Annotated in this window: 19 protein-coding genes and 1 other RNA gene; 12 read left to right on the top strand and 8 right to left on the bottom strand. The window is 66.1% G+C overall.

Going from position 1 to position 24,146, the window contains the following annotated elements; genetic code table 11:
• Positions 1-94: 94 nt before the first annotated feature.
• Together PSQ40_RS08895 and PSQ40_RS08890 are read right to left on the bottom strand one after the other, a co-directional pair.
• Positions 95-1,426 carry an ABC transporter substrate-binding protein gene (locus PSQ40_RS08895; protein WP_409338565.1) on the bottom strand — a complete coding sequence of 444 codons (1,332 nt, stop codon included), beginning with the start codon at positions 1,424-1,426 and terminating at the stop codon, positions 95-97.
• 456 nt (positions 1,427-1,882) lie between these two features.
• Positions 1,883-2,455, bottom strand: coding sequence for a TetR/AcrR family transcriptional regulator (locus PSQ40_RS08890; protein ID WP_273950726.1), 573 nt, complete (start codon positions 2,453-2,455; stop codon positions 1,883-1,885).
• Between the two features lie 196 nt (positions 2,456-2,651).
• On the opposite strand from PSQ40_RS08890, the gene PSQ40_RS08885 reads away from it, so the two are divergent.
• Together PSQ40_RS08885 and PSQ40_RS08880 are read left to right on the top strand one after the other, a co-directional pair.
• Entirely contained in the window at positions 2,652-3,869 is a 1,218-nt protein-coding gene (locus PSQ40_RS08885; RefSeq protein ID WP_273950724.1) for an efflux RND transporter periplasmic adaptor subunit, read from the top strand.
• Between the two features lie 54 nt (positions 3,870-3,923).
• Positions 3,924-7,037 carry a multidrug efflux RND transporter permease subunit gene (locus PSQ40_RS08880; RefSeq protein ID WP_273950722.1) on the top strand — a complete coding sequence of 1,038 codons (3,114 nt, stop codon included), beginning with the start codon at positions 3,924-3,926 and terminating at the stop codon, positions 7,035-7,037.
• Positions 7,038-7,097: 60 nt separating this feature from the next.
• Here the strand turns inward: PSQ40_RS08880 and PSQ40_RS08875 are convergent, their stop codons facing one another.
• The 5 genes from PSQ40_RS08875 to ompA all read right to left on the bottom strand — a co-directional run bounded on the left by PSQ40_RS08875 (position 7,098) and on the right by ompA (position 10,842).
• Positions 7,098-8,036, bottom strand: coding sequence for an SRPBCC domain-containing protein (locus PSQ40_RS08875; protein ID WP_273950719.1), 939 nt, complete (start codon positions 8,034-8,036; stop codon positions 7,098-7,100).
• Between the two features lie 279 nt (positions 8,037-8,315).
• Positions 8,316-8,693: a transfer-messenger RNA gene (gene ssrA / locus PSQ40_RS08870) on the bottom strand.
• 12 nt (positions 8,694-8,705) lie between these two features.
• Positions 8,706-9,374, bottom strand: coding sequence for an HAD family hydrolase (locus tag PSQ40_RS08865; RefSeq protein ID WP_273950718.1), 669 nt, complete (start codon positions 9,372-9,374; stop codon positions 8,706-8,708).
• A 10-nt stretch (positions 9,375-9,384) separates the two neighbouring features.
• Positions 9,385-10,116, bottom strand: coding sequence for a bifunctional 2-polyprenyl-6-hydroxyphenol methylase/3-demethylubiquinol 3-O-methyltransferase UbiG (ubiG, locus tag PSQ40_RS08860; RefSeq protein ID WP_273950715.1), 732 nt, complete (start codon positions 10,114-10,116; stop codon positions 9,385-9,387).
• Positions 10,117-10,188: 72 nt separating this feature from the next.
• Complete coding sequence (ompA, locus tag PSQ40_RS08855) at positions 10,189-10,842, bottom strand: outer membrane protein OmpA (protein WP_273950713.1); 654 nt, start codon at positions 10,840-10,842, stop codon at positions 10,189-10,191.
• A 224-nt stretch (positions 10,843-11,066) separates the two neighbouring features.
• Between ompA and gyrA the strand changes: the two genes are divergently transcribed.
• The 10 genes from gyrA (at position 11,067) to PSQ40_RS08805 (ending at position 23,371) form a co-directional block, all read left to right on the top strand.
• Entirely contained in the window at positions 11,067-13,718 is a 2,652-nt protein-coding gene (gyrA, locus tag PSQ40_RS08850; RefSeq protein WP_273950711.1) for a DNA gyrase subunit A, read from the top strand.
• A gap of 99 nt (positions 13,719-13,817) precedes the next feature.
• A complete protein-coding gene (serC, locus tag PSQ40_RS08845) occupies positions 13,818-14,924 on the top strand; it encodes a 3-phosphoserine/phosphohydroxythreonine transaminase (RefSeq protein WP_273950709.1) in 1,107 nt (368 codons plus the stop codon).
• 39 nt (positions 14,925-14,963) lie between these two features.
• Complete coding sequence (gene pheA, locus PSQ40_RS08840; RefSeq protein ID WP_273950708.1) at positions 14,964-16,070, top strand: prephenate dehydratase; 1,107 nt, start codon at positions 14,964-14,966, stop codon at positions 16,068-16,070.
• Positions 16,071-16,100: 30 nt separating this feature from the next.
• Complete coding sequence (locus PSQ40_RS08835) at positions 16,101-16,979, top strand: prephenate dehydrogenase (protein ID WP_273950706.1); 879 nt, start codon at positions 16,101-16,103, stop codon at positions 16,977-16,979.
• A gap of 3 nt (positions 16,980-16,982) precedes the next feature.
• On the top strand, positions 16,983-18,995 hold the full coding sequence (locus tag PSQ40_RS08830) for a bifunctional 3-phosphoshikimate 1-carboxyvinyltransferase/cytidylate kinase (RefSeq protein WP_273950704.1): 2,013 nt from the start codon (positions 16,983-16,985) through the stop codon (positions 18,993-18,995).
• Between the two features lie 190 nt (positions 18,996-19,185).
• Positions 19,186-20,871: a 30S ribosomal protein S1 gene (rpsA, locus tag PSQ40_RS08825; RefSeq protein ID WP_273927064.1), complete on the top strand. Its 1,686-nt coding sequence runs from the start codon at positions 19,186-19,188 to the stop codon at positions 20,869-20,871.
• Positions 20,872-20,950: 79 nt separating this feature from the next.
• Positions 20,951-21,262 carry an integration host factor subunit beta gene (locus PSQ40_RS08820; protein WP_273950702.1) on the top strand — a complete coding sequence of 104 codons (312 nt, stop codon included), beginning with the start codon at positions 20,951-20,953 and terminating at the stop codon, positions 21,260-21,262.
• A gap of 93 nt (positions 21,263-21,355) precedes the next feature.
• The gene (locus PSQ40_RS08815; RefSeq protein WP_273950700.1) at positions 21,356-21,673 is read left to right on the top strand and encodes a LapA family protein; all 318 of its coding nucleotides are present in this window, start codon (positions 21,356-21,358) and stop codon (positions 21,671-21,673) included.
• Positions 21,663-22,820, top strand: coding sequence for a lipopolysaccharide assembly protein LapB (gene lapB, locus PSQ40_RS08810; protein WP_273950698.1), 1,158 nt, complete (start codon positions 21,663-21,665; stop codon positions 22,818-22,820). Before PSQ40_RS08815 ends, lapB begins: the two co-directional genes overlap by 11 nt.
• A gap of 293 nt (positions 22,821-23,113) precedes the next feature.
• Positions 23,114-23,371, top strand: coding sequence for a ComEA family DNA-binding protein (locus PSQ40_RS08805; protein WP_273950696.1), 258 nt, complete (start codon positions 23,114-23,116; stop codon positions 23,369-23,371).
• Positions 23,372-23,494: 123 nt separating this feature from the next.
• On the opposite strand, the gene pcp is transcribed toward PSQ40_RS08805, so the two are convergent.
• Entirely contained in the window at positions 23,495-24,145 is a 651-nt protein-coding gene (gene pcp, locus PSQ40_RS08800) for a pyroglutamyl-peptidase I (protein ID WP_273950694.1), read from the bottom strand.
• Between the last annotated feature and the right edge of the window lies 1 nt (position 24,146).

The following is a 24,146-nucleotide window of genomic DNA, read 5'->3' as shown; positions in this document are numbered from 1 at the left end:
GGTCAGGGGGGGCGCAGCAGGCCCGGGGTGGCGGCGCGGCCACCAGGGCCTGCGCCAGCCCGGGCCAGCGCGGCGGCCCGGGGCGGCGGCTTACTTACTTGTAGTAGCCGCCCTTCTTCATCTCACGCTCGGCGCTCACCTGACCGGCCTTCAAGGCCGCGTCCACCGAGGTCTTGCCCGCGAGCGCCGCGCTCATCTGCTGGCCCACCGCGATGCCGATGGCCTGGAACTCGGGGATGGCGGCAAACTGAACGCCCACATACGGGCTCTTGGGCAGCGTCGAATCGTTGGGGTTGGCGGAGTCGATGGCGGTCTTCTCGGCGGCGGCAAAGCGCGCGGCCTTCTGGAACTCCGGCGCGGCGTAGGTGCTCTTGCGCGTGCCGGTCGGCACATTGGCCCAGCCATTGGTCTTGGCCACGAGCTGGATGTAGTCCTTGCTGGTGGACCAGGTGATGAACTTCTGCGCGGCATCCACTTTCTTCGAGCCGGCCGGGATGGCCAGATTCCACGACCACAACCAGTTGGCGCCCTTGGGCGTGTTCATGGTCGGGGCCTGGGCAAAGGCCATGTGCTCGGCCACCTTGGACTGCTTGGGGTCGCTCACGAACGAGGCAGCGATGGTGGCGTCGATCCACATGCCGCACTTGCCCGCGTTGGTCAGCGCCAGGATCTCATTGAAGCTGTTGGCGGACGAGCCGGGCGGGCCATAGTTCTTGAGCAGGTCGACGTAGAAATGGATGGCGTCCTTCCAGGGCTTGGATTCCAGCTGCGGCTTCCATTGCATGTCGAACCACTGGCCCCCAAAGGTGTTGACCAGGGTGGTGATGAAGGCCATGTTGTCGCCCCAGCCCGGCTTGCCGCGCAGGCAGATGCCGTAGACGCCATTCTTGGGGTCGTGCACCTTGGCGGCCAGGTCCTTGATCTGCGGCCAGGTCGGGCGCTCGGGCACCTGCACGCCCACCTTGTCGGCCAGGTCCTTGCGGTACATGAGCATGGAGCTTTCGGCGTAGAACGGCGCGGCAAACAGCTTGCCGTCCACCGACAGACCGCTGCGCACTGCGGGCAGCAGGTCGTCCACGTCGTAGGCGGCGTCGGTCTTGAGCTCTTGCAGCCAACCCTTCTTGCCCCAGATGGGGGCCTCGTACAGGCCAATGGTCATCACGTCGAACTGACCGCCTTTGGTGGCGATGTCGGTGGTCACGCGCTGGCGCAGCACGCCCTCTTCCAGCGTCACCCACTTGAGCTTGATGTCGGGGTGGGCCTGCTCAAAGTGCTTGCTGAGCTTTTGCATCTCGATCATGTGACCGTTGTTCACGGTGGCGATCACCAGCTCGGTCTGGGCCTGGGCAGCCCCACCGCACACCGTCAGCGCCAAGGCGGCAGCCCAAGCCAGGCGGGCAGGTTTGGCACGAAGGAAAGAGGACATCGAAAGGTCTCCTGGGTAGTTGGTATGGATTCCGAAGGTCGGCATCGCAGGGCGGAGGCACCTGGTGTCAATCCCCGGTGACCGCGCTGAGGGCTTGAACGATACCGATCTTTGAATGCCGAATTGGTACTCAGAAAACCAACTCCGATACTCGATTGCACCAGTTACCTAGTATTTATCCCTAGATGGATCAATTGGGTACACATCAAGGCCGGCCGAGGCTCGGGCGGCCCGCCAAGGGCTGGCCCCTGGCCGGTGCTGGCAGCCCAAGGGTCAGGGATGGAAGGCGGCACGGACGGGCCCTGGGCCGCAGGTCTGGCCCAAGGGCAGGGGTGGGTGGGACGCGTGGGGTGCGCGAGGTGCTGGCAACCCGCGCAGGTGCAGGTGCAGGTGCAGGTGCAGGTGCAGGTGCAGGTGCAGGTGCAGGTGGCGGTGGCAGCTGCCGCCACCGGGCTGTCAGCGACCCGATGGGCTCTGGGCCCCGGCCAGGAACAAGGCCTCGATCATGCCCGGCAGGCTGGCGCGCGCAATGCGGCCCCGGCGCTCGGCATCCATCAGGCCCGTCAGCAAGGAGATCAGGCTCTCGCTGAGCACGGCGGCAGCGATCTCGATGCGGAAAACACCCTCGCGTTGGCCCCTGAGGAAGAACGCATCGAGCACCTCGAAGTACACGGTCCAGGTCGCCGCAGCGCGGGCATTCTGCAAGGTGTCGGGCTTCCAGTAATAGATCATGAACGCCGCCAGCTCGCTGTGGCGCAACTGGCCCTCGATGAAGCGGCGCAAGCCTTCCGCGGCGGGGGCCTTGTCGAGCTCCGCCTCCGCCAAGGCCCGGTTCATGAGCTGAGCGCCGTGGGCCATCAGGCGGTCGACCAGCTCTTCGCGCGTTCGGCTGAACCGGTACAGCGTGGCCTTGCTGACCCCAATGGCCTGGGCGAGTTCCTGCAAGGTGGCACGCGGCTTGTCGACCATGGCGAGGGCCAAGGCGGCCAGAACTCGCTCGTCTTCAGCATTCAAAGGGGGGCTGGTCATCGGTGGGGACGGCTTGGGTGCACGGGTTGCAACACCCTGGCGAAAAAGGAATGCACGCTGGGAGCGCCCATTCTAAATTCGGCGGCCCCGGCGAGCCCTGAATTCGATTCAATTACAATGAATCACAATTGATTCAATTGAATCTACATCAAACCAAACCCTCCCAAGATCGAGCGCCCGGCCCCGGGCGAGCGCCATGCGTCATTTTCCAATGCGAAGCACCGCCGTCATCACCTGGACCGCCTTGAGCAGCCTGCTGGTGGCCTGCCAACCCCAAGAAACTAGCGCCCCCTCAGCGCCCCCGCGGCCCCGCGTGGAGGTGGTGCCGGTCGAACTGCAGACCCTGCCGACCACCCAGGAGCTGGCCGGCCGCTTGGCCCCCACCCGGGTGGCGGAGGTGCGCGCCCGGGTGGCCGGGATCGTGCTGGCGCGCCATTTTCCGGAGGGCTCGGACGTGCAGGCCGGGCAGCGGCTGTTCAGCATCGACCCCGCCCCGTTCCGGGTCGCGCTGAACCGCGCCGAGGCCGAGTTGGCCAAGGCCGAGGCCGCCCTGGCTGAGGCCGAGGCGGTGCTGCGCCGCTACCAGCCGTTGATCCAGGCCCACGCCATCAGCCAGCAGGAGTTCGATGCGGCGGCCACGGCGGTCAAGACACAACAAGCCAACCGCTTGAGCGCCAAGGCCGATGTCGAGGCGGCCCAGATCAACCTGGCGCACTGCGAAGTGAAGGCGCCCATCGCCGGGCGAATCGGCCGCGCCCTGGTCACCCAGGGGGCCTTGGTGGGCCAGGGCGAAGCAACCGCGCTGGCCAGCATCCAGCAATGGAACCCGATCTATGTGGATTTTGTGCAGCCCGCGGTCGAGGTGGTTCGCCTGCGCGAAGCCCAGGCCAGCCGGCCCAAGGGCCAGCCAGCCTCGCCACGCCTGCAGATCCGGCTGGAGGGCTCCAGCCGCCTGCATGAAGGGCGCCTGCTGTTCTCGGACATCACGGTCGACCCCAGCACCAGCCAGATCGCGCTGCGCGGGGAGGTCCCCAACGCCGAGGGCCTGCTGATGCCCGGCATGTATGTGCGGGTGCGGATGGCCCGGGGCCAGGACACGCAGGCGGTCCTGCTGCCGCAACGGGCGGTCAAAACCACCGCCGACGGCCAATCGCAGGTCCAGGTGGTCAGCCCCGAGGGGCAAGTGGAAGCGCGGGTCGTGCAGACCGGCGCCATGCACGGTGCGAACTGGCACATCACCCACGGCCTGAGCGCCGGTGAACAGGTGATCGTCGGGGGCAAGCCGGTGCAGCCGGGGGACAGGGTCAGCACGGGCCCATCCCCCGCGGGATCTCCTGTTGGATCCAACGGCGCCGCCGCGCCGACGGCGCCGACCGCCCCGCCCCCTTCCGCGTCCGCCACGGACAAGCGCTGACCGGCAGCGCCCTCCCCCACGCACCCAAGCACCCAAGCACCCAAGCACCCGACGATGTCTTCATTTTTCATTGGCCGACCCAACCTGGCTTGGGTCGTCGCCATTTTCATCACGCTGGCCGGCCTGCTGGCGATCCCCGCCTTGCCGGTCTCGCAGTTCCCGGTGGTGGCGCCGCCCCAAATCATGGTGACGGCCACCTACCCCGGCGCCTCGGCCAGCACCATGGTCAACTCGGTGACCAGCATCCTCGAGGAGGAGCTCAACGGCGCCCGCGGCCTGCTGTACTTCGACTCGTCCAGCTCAAACAGCTCGACCGAGATCACCGCCACCTTCAAGCCCGGCACCGACCCGGCGCTGGCCCAGGTGGACGTGCAAAACCGCTTGAAGAAAGCCGAAGCCCGCCTGCCCGCTGCGGTGATGCGCCAAGGCCTGCCAGTCGAACAGGCGAATGCCAACTTCCTGATCATCTACGCCTTGAACTTCAAGGGCGATGACCAGGACAAGGACGTGGTCGCGCTGGCCGACTACGCCGCCCGCACCCTGAACAACGAGATCCGCCGCGTTCCGGGGGTGGGCAAGCTGCAGCTGTTCGGCTCCGAGGCGGCCATGCGGGTCTGGGTGTCGCCACAGAAGCTGCTGGGTTACGGCCTGACCGTCGCCGATGTGAACGCCGCCATCGTGGCGCAAAACGTGCAGGTGCCGGCGGGCAGCTTTGGCAGCCGCCCCGGCACCGCCGAGCAGGAGTTGAGCGCCACGCTGTCGGTCAAGGGCATGCTGGAATCCCCCGAGGAGTTCGGCCGCATTGTGCTGCGAGCCAACCGGGACGGGTCCACCGTCCGGCTGTCCGACGTGGCCCGGCTGGAAATCGGCCGCCAGGACTACAGCGCCGAAAGCCGACAAAACGGCAAGAAGGCCGTGGCCGGGGCCGTCCAATTGGCCCCCGGAGCCAACGCCATTCAGACCGCCGATGCGGTCAAGGCACGGCTGCAGGAACTGTCCGCCAGCCTGCCGCCGGACATGACGTACTCGATCGCCTACGACACCTCGCTGTTCGTCAAGGTGGCCATCGAGAAGGTCATCCACACCCTGCTCGAAGCCGTGGTCCTGGTGTTCTTGGTGATGTTCCTGTTCTTGCAGAACGTGCGCTACACCCTGATCCCCACCATCGTGGTGCCGGTCTGCCTGATGGGGACGTTTGCCGTGATGTGGGCCCTGGGTTTCTCAGTGAACATGATGACCATGTTCGGCCTGGTGCTGGCCATCGGCATCCTGGTGGACGACGCCATCGTGGTGGTGGAAAACGTCGAGCGCCTCATGGCCGAGGAAGGCCTGTCGCCACGCGACGCCACCCGCAAGGCCATGACCCAGGTCAGCGGGGCCATCGTGGGCATCACCCTGGTGCTGGTGGCGGTGTTCCTGCCCCTGGCCTTCATGAGCGGATCGGTGGGGGTGATCTACCGCCAGTTCTCGCTGTCCCTGGCGGTGTCGATTCTGTTCTCAGGCTTCCTGGCACTGACCCTCACACCGGCTTTGTGTGCCACCTTGCTCAAGCCCGCCACGGCCGCACACCCGGCCCACCAAAGCGGGTTCTTTGGCGGCTTCAACCGCGCCTTCAGCCGCCTGACCGGTCGCTTCGATGCGCTCAACCTCCGCCTGCTGCAACGCACCGGGCGGGCCATGGGCGTGTACCTGCTGGCCGTCGTGTTGCTGGGCTGGTTGTATGTGCGGGTGCCGGAATCATTCGTGCCCCCGGAGGACCAGGGCTACTGGATGGTCGACATGCAGCTGCCCCCCGGGGCCACCCACCCCAGAACAGAGGCCCTGGTGAAGGAGGTGGATCAGTACCTGATGGCGCGCGACGGCATGGACTCCGCCTTCAGCGTCCTGGGTTTCAGCTTCTCGGGCATGGGGCAGAACGCAGCGCTGGGGTTTCCGAGCCTCAAGGACTGGTCACTGCGGCCGCCGGGCCAAACGGTCGAGCGCGAGATCGCCGCCTTCAACGAGCGCTTCGCGCAGTTGCCGGATGGCTCCGCCATGGCGGTGATGCCTCCGCCCATCGAGGGGCTGGGCAATGCCGGCGGCTTTGCGCTGCGGCTGCAGGACCGCGGTGGACTGGGCCGTGACGCGCTGACCCAGGCCCGCGACCAGCTGCTGGCCCAAGCCAATGCCTCGCCCGTGCTGGCCTACGCCATGATGGAGGGGCTGCAGGACGCGCCGCAACTGCGGCTGGACGTGGACCGCAGCCAGGCCGAGTCGCTGGGGGTTGGGTTTGAGAGCGTGGCCACCGCCTTGTCCACGGCCTTTGGCTCGGCCTTGGTGAACGACTTTGCCAATGCCGGGCGCTTGCAGCGCGTGGTGGTGCAGGCCGATGCCCAGGAACGCATGACGCCCGAGAGCCTGATGAGCCTGCATGTGCCGGGCCGCCATGGCACTCCGGTGCCCTTGAGTGCCTTCGTGCGCGCGACCTGGGAGATGGGCCCGGTGCAGATCTCGCGCTACAACGGCTACCCGGCCTACCGCATCATGGGTGACGCCGCCCCGGGCCACAGCACGGGCGAGGCGATGGCGGAGATCGAGCGCATTCTGGCCACGCTGCCCCAGGGCATCGGCCATGAATGGACCGGTCTGTCCTACCAAGAGCGCTTTGCGGGCCAACAGGCCCCCTTCCTGTTCGCCATGGCCATCGTGGTGGTCTTCTTGCTGCTGGTGGCGCTGTACGAGAGCTGGACCCTGCCCGCCTCGGTGATGCTGATCGTGCCGCTGGGGGCCTTGGGGTCGGTGCTGGCGGTGTCGGCGCTGGGCTTGGCCAACGATGTTTACTTCAAGGTGGGCCTGATCACCATCATTGGCCTGGCCGCCAAGAACGCCATCCTGATCGTTGAGTTCGCCAAATCCTTGCGCGAGCAGGGGCACTCCCTGGTGGAGGCGGCCCGCATCGCCGCGCGGCTGCGCTTTCGGCCCATCGTCATGACCTCGCTGGCCTTCATCCTGGGCGTCCTGCCCTTGGCGCTGGCCCATGGCGCCGGCGCCGCCAGCCAACGCTCGCTGGGCACCGGGGTGGTGGGCGGCATGCTCAGCGCGACCCTGCTGGGGGTAGTTTTCGCACCGGTGTTTTACGTGTGGGTGCTGTCGCTGCTGCAGCGAAAAGGGGCTGCGCCCAAGCCCTGACGACATGCCCCGGACGGGCGGGACCGACGCCGCCCGCCCCCTTTGCGCCAACGCGCGTCTTTACGCGGCGATCCGGGCCAGCATCTGATCCAACGCCACATGCCAACCGTGGGGGAAACCCATCTTGGCGTGGTCTTCGCACGCGGCACTGTCGGCGTGCATCACGCGGGCGGTCAAGCGGGTTGCGGTCGCGCCCACGGCCTGCAACTCCACCACGCAGGTGCACCAGGGCTGGGTGGCTGGGGCATAGCCGGGCTGCAAGGCGTTGGTCCAGACCAGGCGGCGTTCGGGCTCCACCACCAAGTAGCAGTTCAGGAGGTCATGGCGCTCGCCATCGGGGCCTTGCATCAAGGTGCGGAACGCGCCGCCAGGGCGCAGGTCGATCTCGCACTCGGTGACTTGCCACGGTTGGGGACAAAACCACGGCATCAGCTGCTCGCGCACGGTCCACGCCGACCACACCTGGCCCACGGGGGCCTGGAGCACCCGGGTGAACGACAACTCGTGGTGCGGTTGGCGCAGGTGGGCCTCCAGCTTCTCCATCGAGGACGCGTGGCCGGGCACCGCGTAGGAGGCTTTGGCGTCGCGCTCCGCCTCGCTGGGCAGGCGCAGGGTGGTCTCCAAGCGGGTGCCGTCACCTTCGGCCTGGAAGGTGGTGGTGACATGGAACATCACCTCGTCAAAGTCGCCATGTGACCACACCAGCCTTTCCTGGGGCACCACGTCTTCGTACTGGATGAGGTTGGGGTAGTCGGTGGGCGGGCCGCCAAAGGGCGCTTCGGGGTCGGCGCCCACGCGGGGGCCGTGCAGGATGAATTGCCAACGGCCACCAGGGCGAACGTCCATTTCCAGCGTGGTGACGGAGAAGCCAGCCGGCCCCCACCACCGCTCCAACTGGCCTTGTTCGACATGGGCACGCCATACCCAGGTCAGGGGCGCCGCGATGAAACGCGAAAAATGCAGTTCGGTGGGCGAGGGGTAGGTGACGAGGTCACTCATGGGGTGGGCTCCTGGCTTTGTCGATGGGACACGGGGGCTGGGACCGGTGGGTTCGCTACCGTGTGGCTTGGGCATGAGGACGTGGAGACGGTGTTCCGCACCTGCGGCAAGTTCATCCGAGAGGACCAGCAGAAGCCCAAACCGCAGTTAAAGGCCGTCGCCTGACCACGTGCGAATCCGGTGCGAAATCCGTGCGAACCCATCGCCAGAATACGCCAACAACAGGGCCAAAAGAAAACGCCCGCCAGAGTGAAAAACCTTGGCGGGCGTTGGCGTTTATGGTGGAGCTGGGGGGATTTGAACCCCCGTCCGCAAGCCTTCTTCGAACAGTTCTACATGTTTAGCGGTCTGTTTTGAATCTCACACCCTGAACCGCGCAGTCGCACGCTGAACAAGACGCCAGCACCCTATTTTCTCGTCCCATGCCAAGGTACCCGGCACAGAACCAGCCAATGAAAATTACCCCACAGCCTGGACGTCTTGCGACACCCTTGCCCAGCCCATTGGCCAACTGTTGTGAGGCTCACCGGTGTTTAAGCGGCGAGTGCGAAACGTTCGTCGTTTGCAGTTAGTTTTTTTTCAGCTGTTTAACGAGGTGACTGAACCTCGACATGCCCTGCTGCGCGTCCGAACCCACGTCGAAACCAATGCAGCCCCAGACCCTCTATTTTAGGCCTCGGCCAGGCATTGCAAGAGCTGCAGCGGAGATTTAATTTCCGCGTGCGCGCCCCACGCCTGGGTGTCCGTCCTCTGCCCCAGGTAGCCGTAGCAAGCGGCCACCGTACCCATGCCGGCGGCCAAGCCAGCGACGATGTCGCGCTCGTCATCACCGACGTAAAGGCAGTGCTCTGGTGCCACGCCCAGCCGACGAGCGGCCTCAAACAGGGGCTCGGGGTGCGGCTTGGCGAACGGAGTCGTGTCACCCGAGACCACGGCCGCCGCGGTTTGGAACAAAGGCATGGCCTGCGTCAGCGGCAGCGTGAAGCGAGCCGACTTGTTGGTGACCACGCCCCAAGGCAGTTGCCGGGCCACCAGGGCGGCAATCAACTCGGGCACACCGTCAAACACGGTGGTCAAGGCGGTCAAACGGGCTTCGTAGTTTTGGAAGAACTCTTCGCGCAGGGCGGCAAAGTCCTGGTGCTCGGGGGTGATGCCAAAGGCCTCGCCCAGCATGCCGCGGGCCCCGGCACCCGCCATGGGGCGGTAGCGCTCGTAGGGCAGCGAGGGCAGGCCGCGGTCGAGGCGCATCTTGTCGGCGGCGGCGCCCAGATCAGGCGCGCTGTCGACCAGGGTGCCGTCGAGGTCGAACAGCACCGCGCGAACATGGTTGAACTGCATCGTCAATCCCTCAGGCCACGCTGCGGCGGGTCGACACCATGTAGTTCACGCTGGTGTCGGCGTTCAAGGCGTAGCGGCGGGTCAGCGGGTTGTAGCCCAGGCCCCGGGTCTGCTGCCAGTCCAAGCCCGCGTCACGGCAGAACGAGGCCAGCTCGGCCGGTCGGATCAGCTTGGCGAACTCATGCGTGCCGCGCGGCAGCATGTTGAGGATGTACTCCGCCCCGACGATGGCGAACAAAAAGGCCTTGGCGTTGCGGTTGATGGTCGAAAAGAAGACATGGCCACCGGGCTTGACCAGGGTGGCGCAGGCCCGCACCACCGACGCCGGGTCGGGCACGTGCTCCAGCATCTCCATGCAGGTCACCACATCGAACTGGCCCGGCTGCTCTTGGGCCAGCGCCTCGGCACTGACTTCGCGGTACTGCACACGGGGCGTCTGGGCCTCCAGCGCATGCAACTGAGCCACCTTCAGCGCCTTGGTGGCCAGGTCGATGCCCAGCACATCGGCGCCCGCCCGGGCCATGGAATCCGACAAGATGCCCCCGCCGCAGCCGATGTCCAACACGCGCTGCCCCGCCAACGGCGCCTGGGCGTTGATCCAGGCCAGGCGCAGCGGGTTGATTTGGTGCAAGGGACGGAACTCGCTCTCGGGGTCCCACCAGCGGTGGGCCAGGTCAGAGAACTTGGCCAGCTCGGCCGGGTCTGCGTTGAGCACGGGAACAGGGGTCAGGGCTTGGGTCATCCCTGGATTGTGAACGAAACAGGCATAAAAAAAGCCCCGTTGCCGGGGCTTCTTGACGTAATCCTAAGGGGATTACTTGTTGGCGCGGGTGCCAACGACTTCGATTTCCACGCGACGGTTCTTGGCGCGGCCTTCGGCAGTCTTGTTGTCAGCAACGGGTTGCTTCTTGCCCTTGCCTTCGGTGTACACGCGGTTCTTTTCGATGCCCTTGGACACCAGGTAAGCCTTCACAGACTCAGCGCGCTTGACCGACAGCTTTTGGTTGTAGGCGTCAGAACCCACCGAGTCGGTGTGACCGACAGCGATGATGACTTCCAGGTTGATGTCCTTGACCTTGCCGACCAGATCGTCCAGCTTGGCCTTGCCTTCGGGCTTCAGGACAGCCTTGTCGAAGTCAAAGAAAGCGTCAGCAGCGTAGGTCACCTTGCTGGCGGCCACGGCCGGAGCAGCGGGCTTCGGAGCAGCGGCAGCCGGAGCAGCCGGAGCAGCAGCCGGGGCAGCGGCAGGAGCCGGAGCCGGAGCAGCCTTGGGAGCGATAGCGCCATCGCAACCGGCCACGGCGGTAGCCGGGGTCCAGTTGGCATCACGCCAGCACAGTTCGTTGGTGCCGTTCTTCCAGACCAGTTCGCCGGTGCCGTTCTTCCAGTTGTCGACGGTTTGAGCGCCAGCAGCGGTTGCAAGGGCAGCGGAGGCAAACAACATCGCCACTTTGTTCAGTTTCTTCATGGTTCTCCTCTTGGGGAAAAAGCCGCAGCCGCGCTGCGAATACGTACGTTTCCAGTGACCACCACCAAAAACGTTACTTAAATTGTGCCACACCCGCCCCCCTCAGCCTTGGGTCAGAGTCACCTAGCTTGCAGGACAAGGCCTCAATAGGGGTTGATTGTTGCTAGATAGCGACAGGACGTTGCCCGTAAAATGGCGGCTTCTTGCCGTCAACACCACCTTCCATGACTCAGTTCGCCAAAGAAACTCTGCCCATCAGTCTCGAAGAGGAAATGCGGCGCAGCTACCTCGACTACGCGATGAGCGTGATTGTGGGGCGGGCGCTGCCCGATGCCCGTGACGGCCTGAAACCCGTGCACCGCCGTGTCTTGTTCGCCATGCATGAGCTGAACAACGACTGGAATCGCCCCTATAAAAAGTCTGCCCGTATTGTGGGTGACGTGATTGGTAAATACCACCCGCACGGCGACAGCGCGGTGTACGACACCATCGTTCGGATGGCGCAGGATTTTTCGCTGCGCCACATGCTGGTCGACGGGCAAGGCAATTTCGGCTCGGTTGACGGCGACAACGCGGCCGCCATGCGGTACACCGAAATCCGCCTGGCCAAAATCGCCCACGAAATGCTGGGCGATATTGACAAGGAAACCGTCGATTTCGGTCCCAACTACGACGGCAGCGAAAAAGAACCCCTGGTCCTGCCCAGCCGCCTGCCCAATTTGCTGGTCAACGGCTCCGCGGGCATCGCGGTTGGCATGGCCACCAACATCCCGCCGCACAACCTCAACGAGGTGGTGGACGCCTGCCTGCACCTGCTGCGCCAGCCCGACGCGACGATTGATGAGCTGATGGAGATCATCCCGGCGCCGGACTTCCCGACTGCAGGCATCATTTACGGCATCAACGGTGTCAAAGACGGTTACCGCACCGGCCGCGGCAAGGTGGTGATGCGCGCCAAGTGCCACTTTGAAGACATCGACAAGGGCCAGCGCCAGGCCATCATCGTGGACGAGCTGCCCTACCAGGTGAACAAGAAGACCCTGCAAGAGCGCATGGCCGAACTGGTGCACGAAAAGAAGATCGAAGGCATCAGCCACATCCAGGACGAGTCCGACAAATCGGGCATGCGCCTGGTGATCGAGCTCAAGCGCGGTGAAGTGCCCGAAGTGGTGCTGAACAACCTGTACAAGCAGACCCAGCTGCAGGACACCTTCGGCATGAACATGGTGGCCCTGATCGACGGCCAACCCAAGCTGTGCAACCTCAAAGACCTGATCGTGGTCTTTTTGCAGCACCGCCGCGAAGTGGTCACGCGCCGCACCATCTTCAACCTGCGCAAGGCACGCGAGCGCGGCCACGTGCTGGAAGGTCTGGCGGTGGCACTGGCCAACATCGACGATTTCATTGCGATCATCCGCAACGCCCCCACCCCGCCGGTGGCCAAGGCCGAGCTGATGCTCAAGAGCTGGGACAGCAAGCTGGTGCGCGAAATGCTCACCCGCACCCGCGCCGACGGTGGCGTGGTGAATGCCGACGACTACCGCCCCGACGGCCTGGAAGCCGAATTCGGCATGCAAGGCGATGGCCTGTACCGACTCTCCGAAACCCAGGCGCAAGAGATCTTGCAGATGCGCCTGCAGCGCCTGACCGGTCTGGAGCAGGACAAGATCGTGGCCGAGTACAAAGAGGTGATGGCCGAGATCGACGACTTCCTCGACATCCTGGCCAAGCCCGAACGCGTGTCCACCATCATTGGTGAAGAACTGACCCTGGTGAAGACGGAGTTCGGCCAGACCAAGCTCGGCGCCCGCCGCAGCGAGATCGAGCACAGTGCCCAAGACCTCAGCACCGAGGACCTGATCACGCCCACCGACATGGTGGTGACGCTGAGCCACAGCGGCTACATCAAGAGCCAGCCGCTGTCGGAGTACCGGGCGCAAAAACGCGGTGGCCGCGGCAAGCAGGCCACCGCCACCAAGGAAGACGACTGGATCGACCAGCTGTTCATCGCCAACACGCACGACTACATCCTGTGCTTCTCCAACCGCGGCCGCCTGTACTGGCTCAAGGTCTGGGAAGTGCCGGCGGGTTCGCGCGGTTCGCGCGGGCGCCCGATCGTCAACATGTTCCCGCTGCAAGAGGGCGAGAAGATCAACGTGGTGCTGCCGCTGACCGGCGAGAAGCGCAGCTTCCCGGCCGACCAGTACGTGTTCATGGCCACCTCGATGGGCACGGTCAAGAAGACCCCGCTGGAAGACTTCAGCAACCCGCGCAAGGCCGGCATCATCGCGGTCGACCTCGATGAAGGTGACTTTTTGATCGGTGCGGCACTGACCGACGGCCAACACGATGTGATGTTGTTCAGCGACGGCGGCAAGGCCGTGCGCTTTGACGAAAACGATGTGCGCCCGATGGGTCGCAATGCGCGCGGCGTGCGCGGCATGATGCTGGACGAAACCCAGCACGTGATCGCCATGCTGGTGGCCGAGGACGAGCAGCAAAGTGTGCTCACCGCCACCGAGAACGGCTACGGCAAGCGCACCTCGATCACCGAGTACACCCGCCACGGCCGTGGCACCAAGGGCATGATCGCGATCCAGCAAAGCGAGCGCAACGGCCGCGTGGTGGCCGCCACCCTGGTGCATGCCGACGACGAGATCATGCTGATCACCGACAAGGGCGTGCTGGTGCGCACCCGTGTCAGCGAGATCCGCGAGCTGGGCCGTGCCACCCAGGGTGTGACCCTGATGGCCCTGGACGAAGGCTCGCGCCTGTCCGGCCTGCAACGCATCGTTGAAAACGATGCCAACGTGGCCAGCGCCGACGGCGACGAAGGCGGCAGTGACGCCGCCCCGGACGCCAGCGGCGACGCCTGAGCCCACCGCCACGCACCGGCCCGACCGGTGCTGTGACCAATCCGCACCTGCGCCTGGGGCCCCGGCCCCAGGCCACTCTGAACTGAAGTAGCCCTGCCCATGACGCGTCCCTACAACTTCTCCGCCGGCCCGGCCGCGATCCCTGAAGAAGTCCTGCAAACCGCCGCCAGCGAAATGCTCGACTGGCATGGCAGCGGGATGAGCGTGATGGAAATGAGCCACCGCGGCAAAGAGTTCATCAGCATCTACGAGCAAGCCGAAGCCGACCTGCGCGAACTGCTGGCGGTGCCTCCGAACTTCAAGATCCTGTTCATGCAGGGCGGTGGCCTGGCCGAAAACGCCATCGTGCCGCTGAACCTGTCGCGCGGCGCCTCGGCCGACTTCATCGTCACTGGCAGCTGGAGCCAAAAGAGCCAGAAAGAAGCGCGCAAGTACTGCGACGTGCACATCGCCGCCAGCAACGAGGCCGATGGCCACACCAGCCTGCCTGCGGCCAGCCAGTGGCAGCTCAGCGCCAAGCCCAGCTATGTGCACCTGTGCAGCAACGAGACCATCCACGGGGTCGAGTTCCATGAGCTGCCCGACCTCCAGGCACTGGGCTGCGACGCCCCGCTGGTGATCGACTTCTCCTCGCATGTGGCCTCGCGCCCGGTGGACTGGCGCCGGGTCGGCGTGGCCTTCGGGGGCGCGCAAAAGAACCTGGGCCCCGCCGGCCTGACCCTGGTGGTGATCCGCGAAGACCTGCTCGGCCAGGCCTTGAAGGCCTGCCCCAGCGCTTTCGATTACCGCCTGGTGGCCGACAACCAGTCGATGTACAACACCCCGCCGACCTACGCGATCTACATCGCCGGCCTGACCTTCCAGTGGCTCAAGCGCCAGACCGAAGGCTCGCTGACCGGCCTGGCCGCGATCGAGGCGCGCAACATCGCCAAGGCCAAGCTGCTTTACGACTTCCTGGACCAGTCCCAGCTCTACAGCAACCCGGTGGCGCTGGAAGGCCGTTCGCGCATGAACGTGCCGTTCCGCCTGCGCGACGAATCACTCAACGACGCCTTCCTGGCCGGCGCCAAGGCGCGCGGTCTGCTGCAGCTCAAGGGCCACAAGTCGGTGGGCGGCATGCGGGCCAGCATCTACAACGCCATGCCCTTGGCGGGCGTGCAAGCGCTGGTCGACTACCTGCGCGACTTCGAGACAACCCAGGCCTGAACCCGCCCTCCGTTCTGCCCCCGGCCCGAGACCCAAGCCATGACCCAGTCCTCCGACACCCCCCTGCCCAGCCTGGGCGAACTGCGCGTGCAGATCGACTCGCTGGACCAGCAACTGCTGACCCTGCTGAACCAGCGCGCCCATGTGGCCGAGCAGGTGGGCGAAGTCAAGAAACGCGAAGGCACGCCCTTCTTCCGCCCGGACCGCGTGGCCCAGGTGATCGAAAAGATCAAGACCGCCAACCCCGGCCCGCTGCGCGACGAGCACGTGGCCGCCATCTGGCGCGAGATCATGTCGGCCTGCCTGGCGCTCGAATCCCCGCAACGCGTGGCCGTGCTGGGCCCGGCGGGCACGTTCTGCGAACAGGCCGCCATCGAGTTCTTTGGCGGCGCCGCCGACCTGATGTACTGCGCCAACTTTGACGAGGTGTTCCACGCCACGGCGGCGGGCAGCGCCCAGTACGGTGTGGTCGGGGTGGAGAACTCGGTCGAAGGCGTGGTCACGCGCTCGCTCGACCTGTTCCTGCACACGCCCACCCATGTGATTGGCGAAGTCAGCCTGCTGGTGCGCCACAACCTGCTGCGCCAGACCCAGTCGCTGGACGGCATCGAAGCCGTGCTGGCCCATCCGCAAGCGCTGGCCCAGTGCCAGGCCTGGCTGTCCAAGCACCTGCCGCACGCCGAGCGCCGCCCGGTCTCCAGCAACGCCGAAGGGGCCCGCCTGGCGTCCACCAACCCGGCCTGGGCCGGCCTGGCCAGCGAGCGTGCCGCCACCTTGTTTGGCCTGCACATCGTGGCCCATGCGATCCAGGACGACGCCTACAACCGCACCCGCTTCGCCATCATCTCGCTGCCCCAGACCCAGGCCACGCCGCCGGCCTCCGGCAAGGACTGCACCAGCCTGGTGGTGTCCGTGCCCAACCGCCCGGGTGCCGTGCACGACCTGCTGGTGCCACTGAAGAAGCACGGCGTGTCGATGACGCGCTTTGAGTCGCGCCCGGCGCGCACCGGCCACTGGGAGTACTACTTCTACATCGACCTCGACGGCCACCCCTCGCAGCCCCATGTGGCCGCCGCCCTCGAAGAACTCAGCAGCCTGTGCGCCTTCTACAAGGTGCTGGGCTCCTACCCGGTCGGGGCCTTGTGAGCACGCGCCCCACCATGGCAAAGGCGTCCCATGTTTGAGCAATTGGGCCTCATCGGCTGCGGCCTGATGGGCGGGTCGTTCGCGCTGGCGCTCAAGCGCGCTGGCTTGGTCAAGCGCGTGGTGGGCTACAGCAAGTCCCCCACCACGACCGAGAAGGCGCGCCAGATGGGCGTCATCGATCTGGCCGCGCCGTCGGCGCTGCTGGCCGTGGCCGGCGCCGACATCGTGATCGTGGCGGTGCCCGTGTCGGCCACCGAAGCCACGCTCAAAGCCATCAAGCACCTGGTCACCCCGGACATGCTGATCATGGACGTGGGCTCGACCAAGACCGACGTGGTGGCCGCCGCGCGCAGCGCGCTGCGTGACCGCGTGGGCTCTTTTGTGCCGGCGCACCCGATCGCCGGCAAAGAGGTTGCCGGCATCGAGCACGCCGACGCCGACCTTTACCGCGGCAAGCAAGTCATCCTGACCCCGCTCGAAAAAACCCTCACCGTGCACCTGCAAAAGGCCGCCACGGTGTGGGGGGCGCTGGGGGCCCAGGTGCTGCACATGTCTCCCGAACGCCACGACGCCACCTTTGCGGCCGTCAGCCACCTGCCGCACTTGCTGGCATTTGCCTTCATCAACGGCATCGCCGCCCAGCCCGACGGGGCCGACTACCTGGCCCTGGGGGGCCCGGGCTTCCGCGACTTCAGCCGCATCGCCGCCAGCGACCCCAAGGTCTGGCGCGACATCCTGCTGGCCAACCAGACCGAACTGCGGGCCCAGACCCAACATTTCAGAGCTGCCCTGGACGAATTTGAAGCCCTGCTGGCAGCCCAGGACGGTCCGGGCCTGGAGGCCTTGATCGACCGCGCCAGCCAAGTCCGCGCGCCCTGGCGCCTGGCCGCCCCCCGCCCCACCAAGTAAGCCATGTTCAACACCGAATTCCTCGACCTGCCGGCCCTGGCCAGCGCTGGCGGCAGCGTCACCCTGCCGGGCTCCAAGAGCATCTCCAACCGCGTGCTGCTGCTGGCGGCCCTGAGCGCGGGCAGCACCCGCATCCATGACCTGCTCGACTCCGACGACACCCGCGTCATGTTGCAGGCGCTGCGCCAACTGGGCTGCGGCGTGACCCAGCAGGGCTCGGTGCTGGTCATTGACGGCCTGGGCGGGCAGCTCAAGACCGACAGCGCGCAGTTCTTCATGGGCAACGCCGGCACGGCCATGCGCCCGCTGACCGCGGCCCTGGCGGTGCTGGGCGGCGACTTCAGCCTCAGCGGCGTGCCACGCATGCACGAACGCCCGATCGGCGACCTGGTCGACGCGCTGCGTGAACTCGGTTGCAGCATCGACTACCTGGGCAACGAAGGCTACCCGCCGCTGCGCATCGGCCGCGCCCAGCTGCGGCTGGACCAGCCGATCCCCGTGCGCGGCGACGTGTCGAGCCAGTTCCTCACCGCGCTGCTGATGGCCTTGCCGCTGGCGGCCACGCAAGACATCGTGATCGAGGTGGTCGGTGAGCTGATCAGCAAGCCCTACATCGACATCACCCTCAACCTGCTGCAGCGCTTTGGCATCGCCGTGCGCCGCGAAGGCTGGGCCCGTTTCACCATCCCGGCGGGCAGCCGCTACCAGTCGCCGGGCGACATCCACGTCGAGGCCGATGCCTCGTCGGCCAGCTACTTCATTGCGCTGGGCGCATTGGCCACGCCGTCCGAGCCGGGGGCCAAGGTGCGCATCCAGGGCGTGGGCCTGGACTCGATCCAGGGCGACATCCGCTTTGTTGAAGCCGCCCAGGCCATGGGCGCACAGATCACGGGCGGCCCGAACTGGCTGGAAATCGCGCGCGGCCAATGGCCCCTGAAGGCCATTGACCTCGACTGCAACCACATCCCGGACGCGGCCATGACCCTGGCCGTCATGGCGCTTTATGCCGACGGCCCCTGCACGCTGCGCAACATCGCCAGCTGGCGGGTCAAGGAAACCGACCGCATCGCGGCCATGGTGGCCGAGTGCGCCAAGCTTGGCGCCCGCGTCGAAGAAGGCCCCGACTGGTTGCGCGTGCACCCGCTGCCGGCTGGTGCCTGGCGCCCTGCCAGCATCCACACCTACGACGACCACCGCGTGGCCATGTGCTTCTCGCTGGCGGCCTTCAACCCCGACCAGGTGACGGTGCGCATCGAAGACCCCAAATGCGTGGCCAAGACCTTCCCGGACTACTTTGAAACCCTGTTCGGCCTGGTTCGGGCGCAACCCGGTCGCGTGCCGGTGATCTGCATTGACGGCCCCACCGCCTCGGGCAAGGGCACGGTGGCCGCCGAGGTCGCCAAGCGCCTGGGCTACCACTTCCTGGACTCGGGCGCCATGTACCGCGTCACCGCGCTGGCCGCCACCCGGGCCGGCCTGAGCATCGACGCGCAACACGAGGCCGAGATCGCGGCCCTGGCGCGCGCGCTGCCCGTGCGCTTTGAAGGCGGCAAGGTGTGGCTGGGCCACGACGACGTGACCGACGCCATCCGCACCGAAGCCGCTGGCATGAACGCCTCGCGCGTCTCGGCCCTGCCCTCGGTGCGCCTGGCCCTGGTGGACTTGCAGCATGGTTTTCAGGCCCTGCCTGGCCTGGTGGCCGACGGCCGCGACATGGGCACGGTGATCTTCCCGGACGCCCCGTACAAGGTCTACATGACCGCCAGCGCCGCCTGCCGGGCCGAGCGCCGCCATAAGCAATTGATATCAAAAGGAATTTCGGCTAACATCGACGAGTTACGCGCGGACCTCGAAGCCCGTGACGCCCGGGACCAGTCCCGGGCCGTCGCACCGCTCAAGCCCGCCGCCGACGCGCAGTGGTTGGACAACTCCGAACTCAGCATCGATCAATCGGTGCAGCAGGTGTTGACTGGCTGGCTGCAACGCCAGGCCATCGGAAGTCATTCCGCCACCTGACGCCAAAAGCCCCCGACAGCCCTGTTGTCGGGGCATGGGTCCACAGTCCCCCCGCCGCGCGTCAGCGCACAGGTGCTGTGGTTCATCAACCTAACCGCGGGCCCTCCCGCAACCCAAACCGCCGCAAGCAGCCCTTTTCATCGATGGCAATGGTGCCCTCGACTTTCCTGTTTGCGGATGAGGAAAATTCATGTCCGAATCTTTTGCCGCCCTTTTTGAAGAATCCCTGCAACGCTCTGAAATGCGTGCGGGCGAAGTCATCACCGCTGAAGTCGTGCGCATCGAGCACAGCTTCGTGGTGGTGAACGCAGGCCTCAAGTCCGAAGCCTACGTTCCGCTCGAGGAATTCAAGAACGACAAGGGCGAAGTCGAAGTCCAAGTGGGTGACTTCGTCTCGGTGGCCATCGACGCCATCGAAAACGGCTACGGCGACACCATCCTGTCGCGCGACAAGGCCAAGCGTCTGGCTTCCTGGCTGGCCCTGGAAAAGGCCCTGGAATCCGGCGAATTCGTCACCGGCACCACCAGCGGCAAGGTCAAGGGCGGTCTGACCGTTCTGGTCAACGGCATCCGTGCCTTCCTGCCGGGCTCGCTGATCGACACCCGTCCGATCAAGGACCTGACCCCGTTCGAAAACAAGACCCTGGAATTCAAGGTCATCAAGCTGGACCGCAAGCGCAACAACGTGGTGCTGAGCCGCCGTGCCGTGGTCGAAGCCTCGATGGGCGAAGAGCGCGCCAAGCTGATGGAAACCCTCAAGGAAGGCTCCATCGTCAACGGCGTGGTCAAGAACATCACCGAATACGGTGCGTTCGTTGACCTGGGCGGCATCGACGGTCTGCTGCACATCACCGACATGGCCTGGCGCCGTGTCCGCCACCCGAGCGAAGTGGTGCAAGCAGGTCAAGAAATCACCGCCAAGATCCTCAAGTTCGACACCGAAAAGAACCGCGTGTCCCTGGGTCTCAAGCAAATGGGCGACGATCCCTGGATGGGCGTCAACCGCCGCTACCCGCAATCGACCCGCCTGTTCGGCAAGATCACCAACATCGCCGACTACGGCGCGTTTGTGGAACTCGAACCCGGCATCGAAGGCCTGGTGCACGTGTCTGAAATGGACTGGACCAACAAGAACATCGCCCCCAGCAAGCTGGTCACGCTGGGCGACGAAGTCGAAGTCATGGTTCTGGAAATCGACGAAGACAAGCGCCGCATCAGCCTGGGCATGAAGCAGTGCAAGGCCAACCCGTGGCAAGAGTTCGCGCAAAACACCAAGCGCGGCGACCGCGTCAAGGGCCCGATCAAGTCGATCACCGACTTCGGCGTGTTCGTGGGTCTGGCTGCCGGCATCGACGGCCTGGTTCACCTGTCCGACCTGTCGTGGAACGAAGCTGGCGAAGCCGCTGTGCGCAACTACAAGAAGGGCCAAGAAGTCGAAGCCATCGTGTTGGCTGTGGACGTGGACCGCGAGCGCATCTCCCTGGGCATCAAGCAGCTCGACTCCGACCCGTTCACGACCTTCGTGACCGTGAACGACAAGGGCCAAACCGTGACCGGCAAGGTCAAGACGGTGGACGCCCGTGGCGCTGAAATCGACCTCGGCGAAGACATCATCGGCTACCTGCGCGTCAGCGAAATCTCCCGCGACCGCGTGGAAGATGCCCGCAACGTGCTGAAGGAAGGCGACGAAGTGACCGCTGTGGTGGTGAACGTGGATCGCAAGACCCGCAACATCCAGCTGTCGATCAAGGCCAAGGACGCTGCTGACCAGCAAGAAGCCATGGCATCGCTGAGCCAACAGTCGGCCCGCGAAAGCGCCGGCACCACCAGCCTGGGCGCCCTGCTGCGCGCCAAGCTGGATGGCGGCAACAACTGATCCTGACGGATCAACCGGCCAAAGGGCCGGTTTTGCACGCGTTGCAAAACCGGCCCTTTGCCATTTCTGAACCGAATCCATGACCCGATCTGACCTTGTTGAAGAACTGGCCACCCGGTTCAGCCAACTGACCCACCGTGACGCCGAACAGGCCGTCAAAACCATTCTGGATGCCCTGGGCGACGCCCTGGTGCGGGGTCACCGGATTGAGATCCGGGGCTTTGGCAGCTTCTCGATCAACCACCGCCCCCCACGCATGGGCCGCAACCCGCGCAGTGGTGAGAGCGTGGCCATCCCCAGCAAGCGGGTACCGCACTTCAAGCCGGGCAAGGCGCTGCGCGAAGCGGTCGACAAGCGCACCGAAGAGCTGGAATCGAATCCCGGCACCTGATGGAGGACGCGGTCGCGTCTGGCACGACCGAGCGTGCCTTGGGCCAAGCGCCCTTGATCCCTCGGTAGAATCGCCTCGTCACCGAGGAGACGAATGAAATACCTCATGTGGCTGCTCAAGGCGGCCATTTTTTTTACGCTGTTCGCGTTCGCCCTGAACAACCAACAGGACGCCACGGTCCACTTCTTCTTTGGCACGCAATGGCGCGCGCCTCTGGTGCTGGTGGTGCTCGCGGCCTTCTCGATGGGCGTGGTCGCGGGCGTGCTCGGCATGGTGCCGCGCTGGTGGAAGCACCGCAGCGCCGCACGCAAGCAGCAACCCGCCACGGCGCCCCAAGCGGCCGCCCCGACGCCCCCTTCCACCCCAGCCAGCCCGTCCCTGGACGCCAACGAACCCCCACATGGAATTTGACATCAGCTGGCTTTTGCTGGGCTTGCCTCTGGCCTTCTTTCTGGGCTGGGCCGCGTCCCGCTTCGACCTGCGCCAATGGCGCCTGGAGAACCGGCAAGCCCCCAAGGCCTACTTCAAGGGCCTGAACTTCCTGCTCAACGAACAACAGGACCAGGCCATCGACGCCTTCATCGAGGCGGTGCAAAACGACCCCGACACCTCGGAGCTGCACTTTGCGCTGGGCAACCTGTTCCGCCGCCGCGGCGAGTACGAACGCGCGGTGCGGGTGCACGAGCACCTGCTCTCGCGCGCCGACCTGAGCCGCACCGACCGCGAGCGCGCCCAGCACGCGCTGGCGCTGGACTTCCTCAAGGCCGGCCTGCTGGACCGCGCCGAAGCGGCCTTGCAAAAGCTCGAGGGCACGCCGTTCGAGAACCAGGCTCGCCTGGCCTTGCTGGCCATCTACGAGCGCTCGCGCGACTGGCCGCAGGCCGCAGCCATTGCCCAGCGCATGGACCAGGCTGGCCAAGGCCGCTTCAACACCCGGCAGGCGCATTACCTGTGCGAAGACGCCCTCAGCCTGGCCGCCAAGCAAGCCGTGCCCCAAGCTCTGGAGCTGCTGGCCCAGGCCCGCGGCATTGCCCCGGACGCCCCCCGCGCCTACATCGAAGCCGCGCGCCTGCTGGCCCAGCAAGGGCAGCACGACCAGGCCTGCGACATGCTCGCGCAATTGGCCGACGTCGCACCCAGCCACCTGGCGCTGGCGGCGCAGCCCTGGGCGGCTTCGGCCCAGGCGCAGAACCGGGTCGCCGAAACCCTGCAACGCCTCGAAGCCAGCTACCAGGAACACCCCTCACTCGATGTGCTGGAGGCCCTGGTCAGCCTGAGCCAGGCGCAGGGTGCGTCCGAGGCCACGGCCCGCGAGCGCTATGTGCAGCACCTGGAGCGCGAGCCCTCGCTGGTCGCCGCCGCGCGCTGGATTGCAGGCGAAAAGCTGGCCCATGAGCAGTTCCACCCGCAGGTGCAACGCGCCCTGGACCACGCCGCCAAGCCCCTGACGCGCTACCGCTGCGCGGCCTGTGGCTTCGAGGCCAAGCAGTACTTCTGGCAATGCCCGGGCTGCCAGTCCTGGGACAGCTACCCCGCCAAGCGGGTGGAAGAGCTGTGACCCTGGCGCCGAAACGCAGACAACGCCGGAACGCCGCGCACCCGTAACGATTGCTTGCAACTTGACCGGGTTGTTCCCGTCAACGGCCTGCCCCCTGAGCCGTTGGAGCCAATAGAACCGCTCACCGTGAGCGGCTCATGGCCGTCAGGAGGGGCGCCGTGTACCATCCAACTTCCCTTGCCCCCAGCTGGGGTTCAACGACAGCCGATGGCGCGACGCCTCGGCCGGCCGGGGTGCGCCGGGCAGGTCCGCGGGCCTGGCTGTGGGGGCTGGGGCTCAGTGCCAGCCTGCTGATGCCCGCGCAAGCGCTCGAACTCAACCAGGCCAGCGAAGCCGAACTCGACAGCCTGCTGGGCGTCGGACCGTCGCTCAGCAGCCGCTTGCTGCAGGCGCGTCAGCAAGGCCCCTTCAAGGACTGGCGTGACCTGATCCAGCGCGTGCCGGGCATCGGTCCGCGCAGTGCGCGCAAGCTCTCCGCCCAAGGGGCCACGGTGGACGGCCTGAGCCTGGACGGCATGCCCCCCAGCACGGCCGAACGACAGAATGAATGAGTGATTGAAAGCGCGCAGAACGCTTCCTTACCAAGAGCCTGCCCGCGCTTGCGCGGGCTTTTTTACGCCCGAGCCAACGGGCAACCGGGGCCCCAAGCCCCCGGCGCCAAGCGCGCCCTGGCCTCAGTCCAGCGTACCGCCCGCCTGCGCCAGGTCAGGCCCATCGGCCCAGGCCACGTCCAGCGCAGCACGCACCGCCGCCACCTGCAGCGCCAGGTCCACGCCGCCGGCGGCCGGGGGCAGTGGTGGCACATGGACAAAGCCGCCGCGCCACGGCAAGGGCTGACCGGCGGTGTGGGCCTGCTCCAGCGTGTGGGTGATCCAGAACAGCAGCTGATTGCACACAAAGGTCCCCGCCGTGTACGACACGCTGGCCGGGGCCCCCGCCGCACGCATGGCCTGCACCATGGCCTTGACCGGCAGCCGGGTGCGCCAGGCCAGCGGCCCCTCGGGCACGATGGGCTGGTCCAGTGGCTGGGCGCCCGCGTTGTCGGGGATGCGCGCGTCGACCCAATTCAGGGCCACGCGCTCCACACACAGTTCGGTGCGTGTGCCGGCCAGGCCCAGCGCCAGCACCAAGCGCGGGGATTGGGCGGCGATCGCCGCCTGCAACACCGGCCAGGCCTGGCTGAACACACACGGCAGCTGCAAGGCCTGCACCGGTGCACCGTCGGCCAGGGTGCTGCCATGCAGGTGCTCGGCCACCGTCCAGGACGGGTTGCTGGCCTCGCCCCCAAAGGGCTCAAAGCCCGTCAACAGCACACCGCCGGCCATG

Source organism: Curvibacter cyanobacteriorum (assembly GCF_028649475.1).
GTDB lineage: Bacteria > Pseudomonadota > Gammaproteobacteria > Burkholderiales > Burkholderiaceae_C > Curvibacter > Curvibacter cyanobacteriorum.
Note: the sequence above shows the minus strand (reverse complement) of the source record. Positions and strands in the feature narration are given on the sequence as shown.